The organism is Streptomyces sp. NPDC006326 (assembly GCF_040612915.1).
Taxonomy (GTDB): Bacteria; Actinomycetota; Actinomycetes; order Streptomycetales; family Streptomycetaceae; genus Streptomyces.
Map to the genome: position 1 here is coordinate 102,517 of NZ_JBEXRC010000017.1, position 14,733 is coordinate 117,249.

General features: G+C 74.2%; 15 protein-coding genes. 4 read left to right on the top strand and 11 right to left on the bottom strand.

Annotation, left to right across the window (positions count from 1 at the left end):
- Nucleotides 1-13: 13 nt before the first annotated feature.
- From ABZ128_RS15970 to ABZ128_RS15980, 3 genes are all read right to left on the bottom strand, one after another.
- On the bottom strand, nucleotides 14-934 hold the full coding sequence (locus ABZ128_RS15970) for a hypothetical protein (protein WP_356848849.1): 921 nt from the start codon (nucleotides 932-934) through the stop codon (nucleotides 14-16).
- 109 nt (nucleotides 935-1,043) lie between these two features.
- Nucleotides 1,044-1,730: a uracil-DNA glycosylase gene (locus tag ABZ128_RS15975; RefSeq protein WP_356848850.1), complete on the bottom strand. Its 687-nt coding sequence runs from the start codon at nucleotides 1,728-1,730 to the stop codon at nucleotides 1,044-1,046.
- A gap of 50 nt (nucleotides 1,731-1,780) precedes the next feature.
- A complete protein-coding gene (locus tag ABZ128_RS15980; RefSeq protein ID WP_356848851.1) occupies nucleotides 1,781-2,872 on the bottom strand; it encodes an exo-alpha-sialidase in 1,092 nt (363 codons plus the stop codon).
- 214 nt (nucleotides 2,873-3,086) lie between these two features.
- On the opposite strand from ABZ128_RS15980, the gene ABZ128_RS15985 reads away from it, so the two are divergent.
- A complete protein-coding gene (locus ABZ128_RS15985; RefSeq protein WP_356848852.1) occupies nucleotides 3,087-4,487 on the top strand; it encodes a wax ester/triacylglycerol synthase family O-acyltransferase in 1,401 nt (466 codons plus the stop codon).
- A 65-nt stretch (nucleotides 4,488-4,552) separates the two neighbouring features.
- Here the strand turns inward: ABZ128_RS15985 and ABZ128_RS15990 are convergent, their stop codons facing one another.
- Both ABZ128_RS15990 and ABZ128_RS15995 read right to left on the bottom strand, forming a co-directional pair.
- Nucleotides 4,553-5,923, bottom strand: a complete 1,371-nt coding sequence (locus ABZ128_RS15990; protein WP_356848854.1) for an FAD-dependent oxidoreductase — start codon at nucleotides 5,921-5,923, stop codon at nucleotides 4,553-4,555.
- A gap of 53 nt (nucleotides 5,924-5,976) precedes the next feature.
- Nucleotides 5,977-6,630, bottom strand: coding sequence for a DUF305 domain-containing protein (locus ABZ128_RS15995; RefSeq protein WP_356848856.1), 654 nt, complete (start codon nucleotides 6,628-6,630; stop codon nucleotides 5,977-5,979).
- A gap of 77 nt (nucleotides 6,631-6,707) precedes the next feature.
- Here ABZ128_RS15995 and ABZ128_RS16000 point away from each other — a divergent pair, with 77 nt between their 5' ends.
- Entirely contained in the window at nucleotides 6,708-8,198 is a 1,491-nt protein-coding gene (locus tag ABZ128_RS16000; protein ID WP_356848857.1) for a hypothetical protein, read from the top strand.
- A gap of 15 nt (nucleotides 8,199-8,213) precedes the next feature.
- On the opposite strand, the gene ABZ128_RS16005 is transcribed toward ABZ128_RS16000, so the two are convergent.
- The 4 genes from ABZ128_RS16005 to ABZ128_RS16020 all read right to left on the bottom strand — a co-directional run bounded on the left by ABZ128_RS16005 (nucleotide 8,214) and on the right by ABZ128_RS16020 (nucleotide 11,263).
- On the bottom strand, nucleotides 8,214-8,846 hold the full coding sequence (locus tag ABZ128_RS16005) for a helix-turn-helix domain-containing protein (RefSeq protein ID WP_356848859.1): 633 nt from the start codon (nucleotides 8,844-8,846) through the stop codon (nucleotides 8,214-8,216).
- Between the two features lie 103 nt (nucleotides 8,847-8,949).
- Nucleotides 8,950-9,603: a phosphatase PAP2 family protein gene (locus tag ABZ128_RS16010; protein ID WP_356848861.1), complete on the bottom strand. Its 654-nt coding sequence runs from the start codon at nucleotides 9,601-9,603 to the stop codon at nucleotides 8,950-8,952.
- 86 nt (nucleotides 9,604-9,689) lie between these two features.
- Nucleotides 9,690-10,628, bottom strand: a complete 939-nt coding sequence (locus ABZ128_RS16015; protein ID WP_356848862.1) for a M48 family metalloprotease — start codon at nucleotides 10,626-10,628, stop codon at nucleotides 9,690-9,692.
- 80 nt (nucleotides 10,629-10,708) lie between these two features.
- Entirely contained in the window at nucleotides 10,709-11,263 is a 555-nt protein-coding gene (locus ABZ128_RS16020) for a DUF5134 domain-containing protein (protein ID WP_356848863.1), read from the bottom strand.
- 142 nt (nucleotides 11,264-11,405) lie between these two features.
- Here ABZ128_RS16020 and ABZ128_RS16025 point away from each other — a divergent pair, with 142 nt between their 5' ends.
- Entirely contained in the window at nucleotides 11,406-11,945 is a 540-nt protein-coding gene (locus ABZ128_RS16025; RefSeq protein WP_356848864.1) for a GNAT family N-acetyltransferase, read from the top strand.
- Nucleotides 11,946-11,990: 45 nt separating this feature from the next.
- Here the strand turns inward: ABZ128_RS16025 and ABZ128_RS16030 are convergent, their stop codons facing one another.
- Both ABZ128_RS16030 and ABZ128_RS16035 read right to left on the bottom strand, forming a co-directional pair.
- On the bottom strand, nucleotides 11,991-12,683 hold the full coding sequence (locus tag ABZ128_RS16030; RefSeq protein ID WP_356848865.1) for a glycerophosphodiester phosphodiesterase family protein: 693 nt from the start codon (nucleotides 12,681-12,683) through the stop codon (nucleotides 11,991-11,993).
- A gap of 190 nt (nucleotides 12,684-12,873) precedes the next feature.
- Nucleotides 12,874-13,551: a PadR family transcriptional regulator gene (locus ABZ128_RS16035; RefSeq protein WP_356848867.1), complete on the bottom strand. Its 678-nt coding sequence runs from the start codon at nucleotides 13,549-13,551 to the stop codon at nucleotides 12,874-12,876.
- 49 nt (nucleotides 13,552-13,600) lie between these two features.
- Here ABZ128_RS16035 and ABZ128_RS16040 point away from each other — a divergent pair, with 49 nt between their 5' ends.
- A complete protein-coding gene (locus tag ABZ128_RS16040) occupies nucleotides 13,601-14,722 on the top strand; it encodes an LLM class flavin-dependent oxidoreductase (protein ID WP_356848868.1) in 1,122 nt (373 codons plus the stop codon).
- Nucleotides 14,723-14,733: the final 11 nt, after the last annotated feature.

The following is a 14,733-nucleotide window of genomic DNA, read 5'->3' on the forward strand; positions in this document are numbered from 1 at the left end:
CAGGACGGACCGGTCAGTGGGCGGCGGCGCCCAGCGTGAGCCCGAGCGCGGCGGAGTACTGCGTGACGACGAGCTTGCCCAGTGCCGGGTAGGCACCGAGCACCTCGGCGGCCGCGCAGTCGGCCTCCTTGCACGCCGTGTCCAGCAGCCCCTCGGCGGCTTCCGGGCCGATCAGGTACGGGGCCAGCGCGAGCTGCGTGGAACCCTCGCTGCGCAGCTGCTCGGCGACCGAGGCCACCGAACCCTCCTGGTCGAGCGCGGCGGCCTTGACGGGCACGGCGAGGCGGGCGGCCAGCAGCATGCCCGTGACCGCGGCGACCTGCACGGCCTCCTCGCCGCCCGTCGTGGCCACGATGATGCCGTCGGCCGCGGTGGTCACGGTGAACAGGCGGGCGCGGTCGGCGCGCGCCAGACCCGCCTCGGAGAGCCGTACGTGCAGGCCCTCGGCGAGCAGGGGGTGCGGGCCGAGCACCTCGGCCAGCTCGACGGCGGCCGAGGAGTCCATGACCGCCTGGCGGATCCGGCGCAGCAGGTCGGCGTCCGGGCCGGCCAGCAGCGGGACGACCACGGCGTCCGGGCCGGTGGGCGCGGGCACCTCGTGGCCGGCGGCCCGGGCGAACTCCGCGCGGGCGGCCCGCTCGGCCGCGACCGCGGTCAGCACGCCGGAGAGGGACGGGAACTCGGAGCCCTCCTCGTCGACGCCGTCGAGGAAGCCGATACGGGCGTCCAGGCCGGGCAGCTCGGAGCGTCCGATGCTGGTGATCTCTTCCGCGAGCCCGCGCGAGGCGGCCGAAGGGACACCGGGCACGGCGAGCACCAGCGCGGGCGCGCCCTCGGGCGCCACCGCGGGCTCGGGCCGGCGGTGCCGCCCGGTCTGGCGGGGTCGCGGCATTCGTACGGGCAGGCCATGTTCGGGCCCAGTGGGGGAGCTCATGGCGCCGCATGCTACTGGTTCACCGGAACCCGGTGTTCGGGCAGGGCCCAGACGGGCGGCTTTTGTCCCTATTTATCCGCGGAATGTCGTATACGGTTCAACGGTTTGGTCAACTCGCGGCGGGCAGACGCCAGTCGACGGGCTGCGCCCCCTGGCGGACCAGCAGGTCGTTCGTCCGGCTGAACGGACGGGAGCCGAAGAACCCGTTGTCGGCGGACATCGGGGAGGGGTGGACGGACTCGACCGCCGGCAGCGGGCCGAGCAGCGGCCGCAGGTTGCGCGCGTCCCGGCCCCACAGGACCGAGACCAGCGGCTTGCCGCGGGCGGCGAGGGCCCGGATCGCCTGCTCGGTGACGGCCTCCCACCCCTTGCCGCGGTGCGCGTTCGGCTTGCGCGGGGCGGTGGTCAGCGAGCGGTTGAGCAGCAGAACGCCCTGCCTGCTCCAGGGAGTCAGGTCGCCGTTGGCCGGACGCGGCACCCCGAGGTCGGCGTGGAGCTCGCGGAAGATGTTGTCCAGGCTCGGCGGCACGGGGCGCACCTCCGGGGCCACCGAGAACGACAAACCCGTCGCGTGACCCGGGGTGGGATAGGGATCCTGGCCGACGATCAGCACTTTGACCTCGTCGAAGGGCTGCTGGAAGGCACGCAGTACGTGCGCCCCGGCCGGCAGGTACGTTCTGCCCGCGGCGATCTCGGCGCGCAGGAAGTCGCCCATCGCGGCGATCTGCCCCGCCACCGGCTCCAGAGCCCGGGCCCAGCCCGGCTCGACGATCTCGTTCAACGGTCGTGCTGCCACAGGCGGTCACTCTACTGGCTGCACCGCCGCGCCCGGCCACGGGCACCGGTCTACGCCTCCAGCACCGCGGCCCGTACGCACAGCACGTCCGGCAGGTGCTCGGCCAGCAGCTGCCAGCTGTCCCCGTCGTCGTGGCTGGCGTACAACTCCCCGTTGCGGTTGCCGAAGTAGACCCCGGCCGGATCGGCGTCGTCGGTGCACAGGGCGTCGCGCAGGACCGTGCCGTAGTGGTCCTCGGCCGGCAGCCCGCGGGTGAGCGGCTCCCAGGTGGCGCCCGCGTCCTGCGTACGGAAGACCCGGCACCGGTGCTCCGCGGGAACCCGGTCGGAGTCGGCGTTGAGCGGGAAGACGTAAGCGGTGTCCGGCCGGTGGGGGTGCGCGGCCACGGCGAAGCCGAAGTCGGAGGGCAGCCCGCCGCCGATGTCGGTCCACCGCGCGCCCGCGTCGTCGCTGCGGTACACGCCCCAGTGGTTCTGGAGGTACAGCCGCCCGCGGTCGCCGGCGTCCTGGGCGATCTTGTGCACGCACTGGCCGAACTCCGGATGCGGGTCCGGCAGGAACACCGCCGAGACCCCCCGGTTGGACGGGGTCCAGCTGTCCCCGCCGTCCGTCGTGCGGAAGACCCCGGCCGTGGACACCGCCACCGTCACCGCACCGGGGTCGGCCGGATCGGTCAGCACCGTGTGCAGGCCCTCCCCGCCCCCGCCCGGCACCCAGCTCTTGCGGGTCGGATGCTCCCACAGCGGGCGGACCAGCTCGAAGGACTGCCCGCGGTCGGCCGAGCGGAACAGTGCGGCGGGCTCCGTCCCCGCGTACACCACGTCCGGGGCCTCGGGCCCGGCCGGATGCAGCTGCCAGACCCGCTCCAGCGAGGCGCCGGTGTCCTTGGGGAACTTGACGGCGGGCGCGGCCGGTTCCTGCCAGCTCGCCCCCAGGTCGTCGGAGCTGAACACCGACGGCCCCCAGTGCGCGCTGTCCCCGCCGACCAGCAGCCGGGGCGCCGGGCCCCGCCGGTCGAGCGCGACGGCGTACACGGCTTGGGCGTTGAAGTGGGGGCCGCCGAACTCCCAGGGGCCGCCGCCCCGCCTGCGGCCGATGAAGAGGCCCTTGCGGGTCCCCACGAGCATGAGCACATCGGACATGGCCGACACCTCCGGACTGCGTTGTCCCGGTCGTCTGCAGAGCACCTTCCGGCCAGTCTGCACCTCCCGACCGACAGCGGCCCGGTGGGCGCGACGCTGGTCTGACCAGCCGATCACCATCGATCAACGGTGTGTGAAAAGGGGTGGCTACTTGATCGCAGGAGGGCGTAGGAGTTGACTTTCAGCCCCTGCCGCCGCACGCGAGAGGCACTACGTGGTCACCGAGCACCTGTCCCCGCTCGACCTCGCCTTCTGGCGGATCGAATCCGTCACCCATCCCATGCACCTCGGAGCCCTCGCCGTCTTCGACGCGACACCGCGGACCGAAGCGCCCGTCGCCGACCGCCCCGTCGCCGATGGCCCCGTCGCCGACCGCCCCGGCACCGCTCCCCGGCCCGACGCGGCCGCCCGCGCCGCCGAGCTGCTCGCCGCCCGCTGCGCCGGCGTGCCGGGACTGCGCCGCCGGATCCACGACGTGCTGCTGCCGGTCGGTGCGGCCGCCTGGTCGCCCGACCCGGACTTCGATCCGGCCCGGCACGTGTTCCTCGTACGGACCGGCGATCCGCAGCGGGCCGCCGGGCCGCTGATGGCCCGCCCGCTGGACCGGGACCGGCCGCCCTGGGAAGCGCACGTACTGGCCGGACCCGACCCGGACTCCTTCGCGGTGCTGTTCAAGTTCCACCACGCCCTCGCCGACGGACTCGGGGCCCTCGCGCTGGCCGCCGCCCTCTTCGACGAGGGCTGCGCCTTCGCCGGTCCCGAGCGGCCGGCCCCCGCCCGGCAGCCCGCACGTTCCCTCCTGCGCAGCCTCCCCGGAGCGTTCGCCTCACGCCTCCAGGACGTCGGACAGGCCCTGGAGATCGGAGCCGCGGTGGCCCGGGCCGGACTGCCCGTCGGCGTCCCGGCCGCCCTGGCCGCTCCGGTCCCGACCGGGCCCGGGACCAGGGCGGTCGCGGGCGCCGCCCTCGACCTGGACGAGGTCAACCGCATCCGCAAGGTCTCGGGGGGCACCGTCAACGACGTGCTGATCGCACTGGTCGCCGGCGCGATGCGGCGCTGGCTCGTCGGCCGCGGCGACGGGGAGCCCACCGGCGCGGGGCCGCGCGCCCTGATACCGGTGTCCCGGCGCAGACCGGGCGGCGGCGCCAAGCCGTACGGGAACCGGCTCTCCGGCTACCTGCTGCGGCTCCCCCTCGCCGAACCGGACCCGCTGCGCCGCCTGGACCGGGTCCGCACCGGCATGGACCGCAACAAGGAGGCCGGTCCCGCCCGCGGGGCCGGGGCCGTCGCCCTGCTCGCGGACCACGTCCACCCGCTCGGCCACCGCCTCGGCGGCCCCTTCGTCGCCCAGGCCGCGCGGCTGCTCTTCGACGTCCTGGTCACGAGCGTCCCGCTGCCGAGCTTCACCTTCTCCCTCGGCGGCAGCCGCGTCCGGGAGGTGTACCCGCTGGCCCCCCTGGCCCGCGGCCACTCCCTCGCCGTCGCGGTCTCCACGTACAAGGGAACGGTCCACTACGGCCTGGTCGCCGACGAGGCGGCAGTCCCCGACCTCCCGGACCTCGCCCGGGCCCTGAGCGCCGAGCTGGACGACCTGGTACGGGAGGTGCACTGCTAGGTCGCGATCGTCGAAGTCCCGTCTGGCTGGTGGAGCCACCAGCCCCCCCGCGCGGAAGACGGGCCCTAACCGGCCGGGCGGTCCGCGGCGGCCGCGGTCAGGAGGCCGGTCCAGTCGGGGATCTTCACCGAGCCGCGGCCCAGGGAGCGGCCCAGGGCCGCCTCGGCCGTCTCGATCGCCAGCCAGCCCGGCCACTCCACCGGCTCCAGACCCGCCTCGCGCAGGGCGTCCAGGGGGTCGTCCGGCAGCTCCCGGCGGGCCAGCGCAGCCGCGTCCTGGAGCAGCGAGGAGGCCGTCTCCTTGGCGCAGGGGCGGTTGGTGCCGATCACCCCGGTCGGGCCGCGCTTGATCCAGCCCGCCACGTACTCGCCGACCGAGACCCGGCCCCCGCGCAGCACCCGCCCCGCCGCGTGCGGAACCGTGGCCGTCGCCGGGTCGAACGGCAGGCCCGGCAGGGGGACGCCCTGGTAGCCCACCGAGCGCAGCACCAACTGGGCCTCGATGTCCTCGTACTCACCCGTTCCGGTGACCCCGCCCCGCCCGTCCGGGGCCGTCCGCTCGAAGCGGACCCCCGAGACCCGGCCGCCGGGGCCGCCGAGCACCTCCACCGGGCGCAGGTAGAACCGCAGGGCGAGGGTCCGCGGCGTCCCGTCCGGGTCCCGCTCCGCCCAGCCGCGCAGCACCTCGACGTTGCGCCGGGCGACCGCGGGCAGCGCGGCGGCGGCGTCCGGGTCGGCGCAGGCGGGGTCCAGGGCCAGTTCCGCGGGGTCCACCCGCACGCCCACGCCCGGCAGCGTGCCGAGCTCCCGCAGTTCCTTGGTGGTGAACTTCCCCTGCGAGGGGCCGCGTCGGGCGACCATCGCCACCGAGCGCACCCCGCTGCCGGCGAGCACGCCGAGGGCGGGCTGCGGCATGTCCGTCGGCGCCAGCTCCGGTTCCCCGCGGGCCAGCATCCGGGTCACGTCCACCGCGACGTTGCCCGCCCCGATGACCACCGCCGAGCCCACCCCGGCCAGGTCGAAGGCCTCGGCCGCCGTATCGGGGTGTCCGCTGTACCAGGCGACGAACTCGGTCGCGGAATGCACCCCGGCCAGCTCCTCGCCGGGGATCCCCAGCAGCCGGTCGCGCGCCGCCCCCACGCAGTACACCACCGCGTGGTACAGCTCCAGCAGCCGCCCGGTGGACAGCCGGGGCCCGCCGACCTCCACATGGCCGAGGAAGCGGATCCGCTCGTCCTCCAGCACCGTGCGCAGGCTGCCCTGGAGCGACTTGATCTTCTCGTGGTCGGGGGCGACCCCGTACCGCACGAGCCCGTACGGCGCCGGCAGCCGGTCCAGTACGTCCACCCGGACGCCCGGCACCTCGCGCTGCTGGACCAGCGTCTGAGCGGCGTAGACCCCGCTGGGGCCCGAACCGACGACGGCGACACGAAGCACGGCGGAGCTCCTCCCGCAGGTGTTCTCCAGCATGACACCCGGTCCCGCGCCCGTCAGCCCATGGCGCGCATACGGTGGATCTCGGCGCTCTGGGTGGCCACGACCTCGTTGGCCATCTCCTCCACCGCGCCGTTGTTCCCGCCGGCCAGCACCTCGCCGGCCATCTTCACGGCGCCCTCGTGGTGGGCGGTCATCAGCCGCAGGAAGAGCCGGTCGAACTCCGCCCCCCGGGCGCCTGCCAGCTCGGCCAGCTGCTGCTCGCTCGCCATGCCGGGCATGGCGCCGTGGTCGTGGCCGCCCGCCCCGGTGGAGGGTGCCGGATGGCGCGCCAACCACTTCTGCATGGCGGAGATTTCGGGCTGCTGGGCGGCCGAGATCCGCTCGGCGAGCCGTTTGACCGGTTCTGCCGAGGCCCGCGTCGGGACCAGCGCGCTCATGGCGAGGGCCTGGCGGTGGTGTTCGATCATGTGCTGGACGTAGGCCCGGTCGGCCGCGTTCGGGCTGTCGTCGGGCCGGCGCCGGGACGCCTCGTCCGGCGAGAGGGTACGGGCCTTCTCACCCGGTCTGCCAGGGGCGATGACCGCCGCGCCGTCGTGCTTCCCCTCGTCCGCGCCCTCGCCGCCCCGGCAGCCGGCCAGTGCCAGCAGGACCGCGGCGGCCACGGCCGCCCCGGCGGTCCGGCCGAGTAACCCTTTTGCCATGTCCATGAAAGGAACATACTGCCGGGGTCCAGGTTCCGTTCCCACCCCGGACGGAATCGACCGGACTCCGATGGGAGGGCACAGTGACCCCAGAGCACATCCGCGCGCGGCGCAGGAGCCTGTCCGTGGCCGCCGCCGCGGCCGGGCTCCTCGCCACGCTCCTGGCGGCCGGCCCCGCGTCCGCCACCCCCGACCCCGGCGACTTAAGCCCGGGCGGCGCCTTCCGGCAGGGCGCCGCCCCGGCCGCAGGGGCGGACGCCGGCCGGGAGCTCGCCCCCGGCGAGATCCCGGGCCAGGACGAGGTCGTCCACAGCGCCAACGTCAAACCCCTGGCCAACGTCCCCAGCACCTATCCCGGCGTCATCAACTCCGACCTGGCCTTCCAGGGCAAGTACGCCTACGCCGGCAACTACAACGGCTTCACGATCTACGACATCGGCAACCCCAAGGCCCCGAAGACCGTGAGCCAGGTGCTCTGCCCCGGAGGCCAGAACGACGTCTCCGTCTACGGGGACCTGCTCTTCCTCTCCACCGACTCCTCGCGCAGCGACGACTCCTGCAACAGCGTCTCGCAGCCCGCGACGGAGAAGTCCTCGTGGGAGGGCATCAAGATCTTCGACATCAAGGACAAGAAGAACCCCAAGTACATCAAGTCCGTCGAGACCAACTGCGGCTCCCACACCCACACCCTGGTGCCGGGCGGCCGTGACATCTATCTGTACGTGGCCTCGTACTCGCCGAACGAGGCCTTCCCGGACTGCCGGCCGCCGCACGACGGCATTTCCGTGGTGAAGGTCCCGAAGAAGGCCCCCACGCAGGCGGCGGTCGTCGCCTTCCCGGTCCTCTTCCCGGACGGCGGCAATCCGGGCGCCCCCACCAACCCCGGCGTCTCCAAGACCACCGGCTGCCACGACATCACGGTGCTGCCGTCCAAGAACCTGGCCGCCGGCGCCTGCATGGGCGACGGCATCCTCTTCGACATCAGCAAGCCCGAGCAGCCGAGGGTCATCGACCGCGTGCAGGACAACGTGAACTTCGCGTTCTGGCACTCGGCGACCTTCAACGAGAAGGCCGACAAGGTGGTGTTCACCGACGAGCTGGGCGGCGGTGGCGGCGCCACCTGCAACGAGGCCACCGGCCCGAACCGCGGCGCCGACGGGATCTATGACATCACCGGCAGCGGCGACCAGCGCAAACTCGTCTTCCGCAGCTACTTCAAGATCCCGCGCCTCCAGGCCGACACCGAGAACTGCGTGGCCCACAACGGCTCGCTCGTCCCGGCCGCCGGCCGCGACATCATGGTCCAGGCCTGGTACCAGGGCGGGGTCTCGGTCTGGGACTTCACCGACTCCGCCCGCCCCCGGGAGATCGGCTACTTCGAGCGCGGCCCTCTCACCACGGACGCCCTCGGCCTCGGCGGGTCCTGGTCCGCGTACTACTACAACGGACACGTCTACTCGAACGACATCACCAAGGGCCTCGACGTGCTCCGTCTCGACGACTGGCGCACCGAGAGCGCGAAGTGGGTGTACATGGACCGGCTCAACGTCCAGAGCCAGCCCGCATACCACTGAGCCGGCCCCGGGACCCTACGCGCCACTGAGGGGAAACGTTCCGCCGGGCGGTCCGCCGTCCGGCGGGACGCCGAGCTCCCAGTCCAGCCCGTAGCGCTGGAACAGCTCCGCCCGCAGCCGGGCCGCCGGCATGGGCGCGCCCGGCAGCAGCACCGCCACCACCGCGCCCATCAGCAGCGCCCGCAGCAGCGGGTAGTCGGTGTCCGGGTCCACCGAGCCGTACCGGGTGACGGTGTCCCGGAGCAGCTGCGCCAGCCGCTGCTGCTCCGGACACTGCACGAAACCCTCGGCCTGCAGGATGCCCGCCATGTGGGTCCGCATCAGCAGCGGCTGGTCGCGGGCCAGCCCGAGGATCGCGTCGATGGCCCGCGCGAGGCGCTCGCGGCCGTCGTCGGTGCGCGGCTCCCGCTCCAGGGCGGCGTCCAGCGTCAGGTGCATCAGCCGGTGCACCGCCGACTGCAGCAGCTGCCGTTTGCCCGGGAAGTAGTACGACACCAGGCCCCGGGCCGTGCCCGCCCGGTCGGCGATGTCGCCGAGCGTCGTGGCCTCGTAACCGTGTTCGGCGACGAGTTCGACCGTGGCCTGGAGCAGCCGCTCCCGGGAACGTCTGCGCAATTCTTCATTGACCGATGCGCTGCGCGGGGACATGCTTACTCCTGCGTTGACTGGCTCCCAGCCAATATACTCAGCGCACGGGGTCGCCTGCTCTGGGTGACACGGGGGATCGCCCAGAGCAGGTACGCCCCGCCCCTCAGGACACGCCGGTTTCCGGCCGATGTCGGCCCAGGGGGAGCGCGATCGCCAGGGCCGCCAGGGCTGCGCCCAGGAGCCAGCCGCCGACCACGTCCGACGGCCAGTGCACGCCGACGTAGACCCGGGTGAAGCCGACCCCGAGCACCGAGACGGCCGCCAGCGCCCACGCCGCGCCCACCCACGCCCCCCGCCGCGCGCCCGGACCGGGGAGGAGCCACAGCAGCAGGGCGCACACCACCGTCGCCGTCATCGCGTGGCCCGAGGGATACGCCGCGAAGTGCGCCGTGGCGACCGGATCCGGCCACATCGGCCGCTCCCGCCCCACCACGGCCTTCAGCGCCTGCTGCACCGCCGCCGCGGCCGCCGTGGCCACGGCGATCCGCAGGGCCCGCTCGCGCCCACCCCGGCGCCACAGCCACAGACAGGCCACGGCGGCGAGGGCGCGCATGGTCCACGGGTCCCACACCCAGTCGGTCAGGATCCGCACCAGGCGCGTGACCCCGGGATGGCCGACGGCGTACGCGTGGAGCCGGAGCACCGCCTCGTCGTCGTACCGGAGGAGTGGTTTCCAGCGGGCCACCACCAGCGCCGTCAGGACCGCGGCGAGCACCGCGCAGCCGATCCCCGTCCACCTGACCCGCTCGCTGCGCATGCGCAAGATCCTCGCACCCGGCCGGGGCCCCGGACGGCCGGGCACGCGCGGGGCGGGCCGGCCTCACCCGAGGCCCCGCAGGCCGCTCAGGCCAGCGCGGTCAGCCCCGGCACCACCGCCACGAGCAGCGGCACCGCCGGCACCAGCGTGGCCAGCGCCGCCAGCCGCACCCGGCGCCCCGCCGAGAGCCGCGGCGCCGCGGACAGCAGCCTGCGCACCCGCTCCGACACGTGCGGCTGCGGGTCCGTCGTCGTCGCGAACACCCCGCGGTCCTCGTTGAGCCCGACCAGCGCCAGCGCCACGGTGAGCCGCCCGAACCGCCGCGAGGCGGCGTCGTCGGCCGCCAGCTCGACGAGCCGGTGCATCTCCTCCTCGAACGCCGCGAACACCGGCACCTGCGGGAAACCGCCCGCCAGCGCCCGCGAGCAGTGCAGCAGCCAGTCGTGCCGGGCCTCCGCATGGCTCTGCTCGTGCGCCAGCACGGCGTCCAGCTGGGCACCCTTGAGCCGGCCCAGCGCCGCCGTGGTCACCACCAGCTGAGGGGCCGCCCCCGGCAGCCACCAGGCGTCGGGCCGCGCCCCCTCCAGCACCACCAGCCGCGCCCCGGCCGGCACCTCCCCGGGCAGCAGCGGCGCCCGTACGAGGAGTTCGGCGCCCCGGGCCCGCCGGCCGGCCCGCGCCCGCAGCACCTCCCGGGTCAGCCGGGCCCCGCTCCACAGCCCGCCGCCGGCGAGCACCAGCGCCGTGCCCACGGCCCACGGGCCGCCGCTCGGACCCAGTGCGTACGCCTCGACCACCCCGTGCGGGGCGGCGGCGAAGAGCCGGCCCCGTACCGCCAGCCAGGCGGCGGCCGCACTCAGCACCATCGACAGGGCGAAACACAGCAGCACCGCACCGACCACGCACTGCCACACCCACAGGGCGACGACCGGTTCGCGCTCGGGCCATTCGGCCCGGGCCAGGAGGCGCGGCGCGAGCACCGCGGTCAGGACGCCGAGCAACAGGAGAGCCGCGGAGACCATCATGGCCGCCAGCCTATGAGCGCGCGCCTACCTGCGGGTACGCCCTCGCCGGATTGGTGACGCAGGACACGTTTGCCCCTGCCTCACATGGTCAGCAGCATCGCCAACATCCCCATCCCCATGGCCAGTCGGCAGGCCCGCGCCAGCTCCGCCGACCTCGCCGGCGGCCCGCCCGCGACCGGCTGCCCGCCCCCGCCCACCGCGACCAGACGAGCCCCGCCGAACAGCACGTACCCCGCGAAGTAGAGGAGCAGCACTCCGGTGACGAGCGGCAGGCCCGCACCGCCCCCGTGCCCGGCGGCCGCCGTCGGCTCCAGGGAGGCCGGGTAGGCCATGTAGGCCATCGCCAGCGCACCGACCAGGTGGTGCGCATGGTGCACCCCGGCGCGCAGCAGCCACAGCGCGTGCAGCACCACCCCGCAGAAGACCGCCAGCAGGAACTGCGCCCCCCAGGCGCCGATGCCCGCGGGCACGGCCATCGCCGCCATCCCGAAGCCCATCAGCGCCTCGCCCGCCGCCGCACCGCGCGCCTCCCGGTCCGCTCCGCCCGCTCTGGTCACCCGCCGCAGGCAGTACGCCCCGCTCACGGCGCACAGCAGCACCAGCAGCCAGGCGGAGAACACGGCGGGAAAGGGCATCGGACCGTGCACGGCAAAACCCCCCGGTTGGTCGTCGTCACCGAAGGGATGCCCAGGCCCGGACGGCCGCACGCCGCCCCGGGTTAGGCTCTGGGTGCCGCACCGGGCATGTCATATGCCACCGAGCAGAACGGAGCACCCGATGTCGACCGCCCACCCCGCCTCCCTGAGCTTCCGCAGCGCCGTGGAGGCGGACGTACCGGAGCTGGTGGTGCTCGTCGAGTCGGCCTACCGCGGCGACGCGAGCCGCGCCGGCTGGACCACGGAGGCGGACTTCCTCGACGGGCAGCGCACCGACGAGGCCGGGGTCCGTTCGATCATCGAGGCCGAGGACGGCGCCGTCCTCGTCGTCGAGCGCGCGGGCGAGCTCGTCGCCTGCTGTCAGCTCGAACACCGCGGCGACCACGCTTACTTCGGCATGTTCGCGGTCCGCCCCGGACTCCAGGGCGGCGGCCTCGGCAAGGAGATCCTCGCCGAGGCCGAGCGGCGCGCCCGCGAGACCTGGGGCGCCAAGGAGATGCGGATGACGGTGGTGAACGTACGGGAGGAGCTCATCGCCTACTACGTGCGCCGCGGCTACCGGCGCACCGGCGAGCTGAGCCCCTTCCCCTACGGTGACCAGCGCTTCGGCATTCCGCTCCGCGACGACCTGGCCTTCGAACTGCTCGTCAAAGACCTGTAGGACGGCGGGAGGCGCAGGCGGGGCTCCGCCGCCGCCCGCCGGACCTCAGGCCGTGAACCGGCCGGTGCTGCGGATCTCCGGGAAGTCGGTGGCGACGCCGTCCAGTTCGAGGGCGCGCGCCAGCCGCAGCTGCTCCAGGGTGTTCACCGTCCAGCCGGTCACCCGCAGCCCCGCCCGGTGCGCCGCCTCCACCGTCTCCAGGGTGAGCCGGCGCAGGTTCAGCGCGACGGTACGGGCGCCCGCGGCCAGGGCCCGGTCGACGATGTCCTCGGCCTCGTCGCCGGCGAGGTCCGCGTAGAGGGCGGTCCGGGCACCGGGCACCCGGCGGGCCGCCTCGGCGAGCACCGCGTCGTGGAAGGAGGCCACCTCCACCCGCGCGGTCAGGTCCCGGCGCAGCACCAGCTCCGCCAGCACGCCGACGGCGGCCACGTCCCGGACCGACACCTGCAGCGGGGTGCGGACGGCGTCCAGGACGTCCTCGAAGACCGGCACGCGCTCGCCTTCCCCGGCGTCCAGTTCGCGCAGTTCCCCCAGGGTCAGGTCGGCGACGGCCCCGGCGCCGTCGGTGGTGCGGTCCACCTCGGCGTCGTGCAGGACGACGAGGGCGCCGTCCTTGCTGAGCTGCACATCCATGGAGATGACGTCCATGCCGGAGCGTTCCGCGCGGACGAACGACCGCAGGGTGTTCTCCGGTTCGACACCCATGACCCCGCGGTGACCGATGGTGAGGAAAGTCAAGGTTCTCTCGCTTCCGTCGACGGCGGCTCCCCGCGCGGTCGCGGTGTCCCTGCCGGCCGCGCGCGGTGAGGACGCATGCTAGTGCGCCGCGGAAGCGTTGGGACCGGCCGTGCAGAGCCCGCGGCGAAGCCGACGGCCGGTTCCCGCCAGGGTTCCGCGCCGCCGTACACCCGTCCGGGGCCCCGCCGCGTCACCCGTGCGTGGGCGCGTCCCCGCCGCCTTGACGGCGGCCGCTCCCGGCGCCGGATCGCGTCGGCGCGAGCTCCGCCAGATCCGCCAACAGGGCCTCTGCCAGGTCGAGTTCCGCCAGGAGGCGGCGCTCGCTCCAGCGCAGCGCGAGGGCGGGGAAGGCCCATTGCGGCACCTCGGCCGCGTGCGCCGCGGCCTCCCGTACGGCGGCCAGCTCGGCCCGGGTCCGCTCCAGGTGCGCGCCGACCATCGCGCGCAGCCGCTCCGGCTCGGCGAGGTGTCCGAGCCAGATCCGCAGCAGCAGCCCGTGCTTGAGCACCGGGGGCCCCGCCTCGGCGGTGTCGCTTGCCCAGCCCGCCAGGGCCGCGCGCCCGGCGGGGGTGATGGCGTAGCGGCGCTTGGCCCGCGCCTCCTCGGGGCCGGAGCGTGCGGAGGCCGCGTACCCCAGTTCCTCCAGGCGGCGCAGCTCCGAGTAGATCTGGCTGATCGCGGGCGACCAGTAGAAGAAGCGGAGCGAGGAGTCCGCCCACTTCTTCAGCTCGTAGCCGGTGCGCTCCCCGGGGAAGGACAGCAGGCCCAGCACCGCCCACGCCGTGGCCGGCAGGTCCTGCCCGCTCGCGTCGCGCTCCTTCTCGTGCCGCCGTGGGTCTTGCTTCTTCGAGATCTGACTACTAGTCATATTCCGAATTGAAGTAAGGCCGGGCACGGGACGCAACCCTGGAGGCACCGTGAAATTCTCCGTGATCTTCGAAGCGCAGCTCGCCGATCCCACCGTGGAGCGCGAACACCAGGTCATCCACGACTGCGTGGAGCAGGCCGTGCTCGCCGAGCGGATGGGTTTCGACCGGATCTGGGCCGTGGAGCACCACTCCCTGAAGTGGTACGCCCACATGAGCGCGCCGGAGATCTTCCTGAGCTGGGTCGCGGCCCGGACGCGCACCATACGCATCGGCCATGGTGTCGTGTGCATGCCCTTCGGCTTCAACCATCCGGTCCGGGTCGCCGAGCGGGCCGCCATGCTCGACCTGCTCTCCGGGGGACGGGTCGACCTCGGTGCCGGGCGCGGCGGCACCGAACAGGAGACCTCCCTGTGCGGCGTGGACCGGGACCGCACCGCGCAGGAGGTCGAGGAGGCCCTGCGGATCATCGGCAAGGCCTGGCAGGAGGACGAGCTGGAGTACCACGGTGAGCTGCTGGACATCGACCCGCACCCGATCCTCCCGCGCCCCCGGCAGACCCCGCACCCTCCGCTCTTCCTGGCCTGCAGCCGCGCCGAAACCCTCGTGCAGGCCGCCGAGCTGGGCATCGGGGCCCTGGTGATGGGCTTCTCCGGACCCGAGTCCATCGCGGGGATGCGGGCGGCCTACGACCGGGCGCTCACCCGGCGGGACGGCGCCCGCTTCGTCTCCACCGTCGTCAACGACCACTTCTCGGTGCTCTGCCCGACCATCGTCCTCGACGACCGCGAGGAGGCCCGCCGGATCGGCATCCGCGGACAGCGGTTCTTCGCCCAGTCCATCGGCCACTGGTACGGGGGCTCCGGCATCCCGGACGAAGCGGTGGTCGCGGGGGCCGACGAGGCCGCGGAGCTGCGCAGGGCCGCCGAGCAGGTGGTGGCCCGGCTGCACGAGCAGGACATCCCGGTCCGGCCGACCTCGACCGCCACGTTCAACGCCGACCACGCCTACGGCAGCGCCGACGACGCCATCGCCTACGTCGAACGGCTCCGGCAGGCCGGTGCCGACGAGATCATGTGCCTGGTCCAGATGGGCACCGTGCCGCAGGAGGCCTGTCTGGAGACCCTGCGGCAGTGGGGCGAGAAGGTCATCCCCCACTTCCGCGGCGCGTGAGGGGCGCTGCC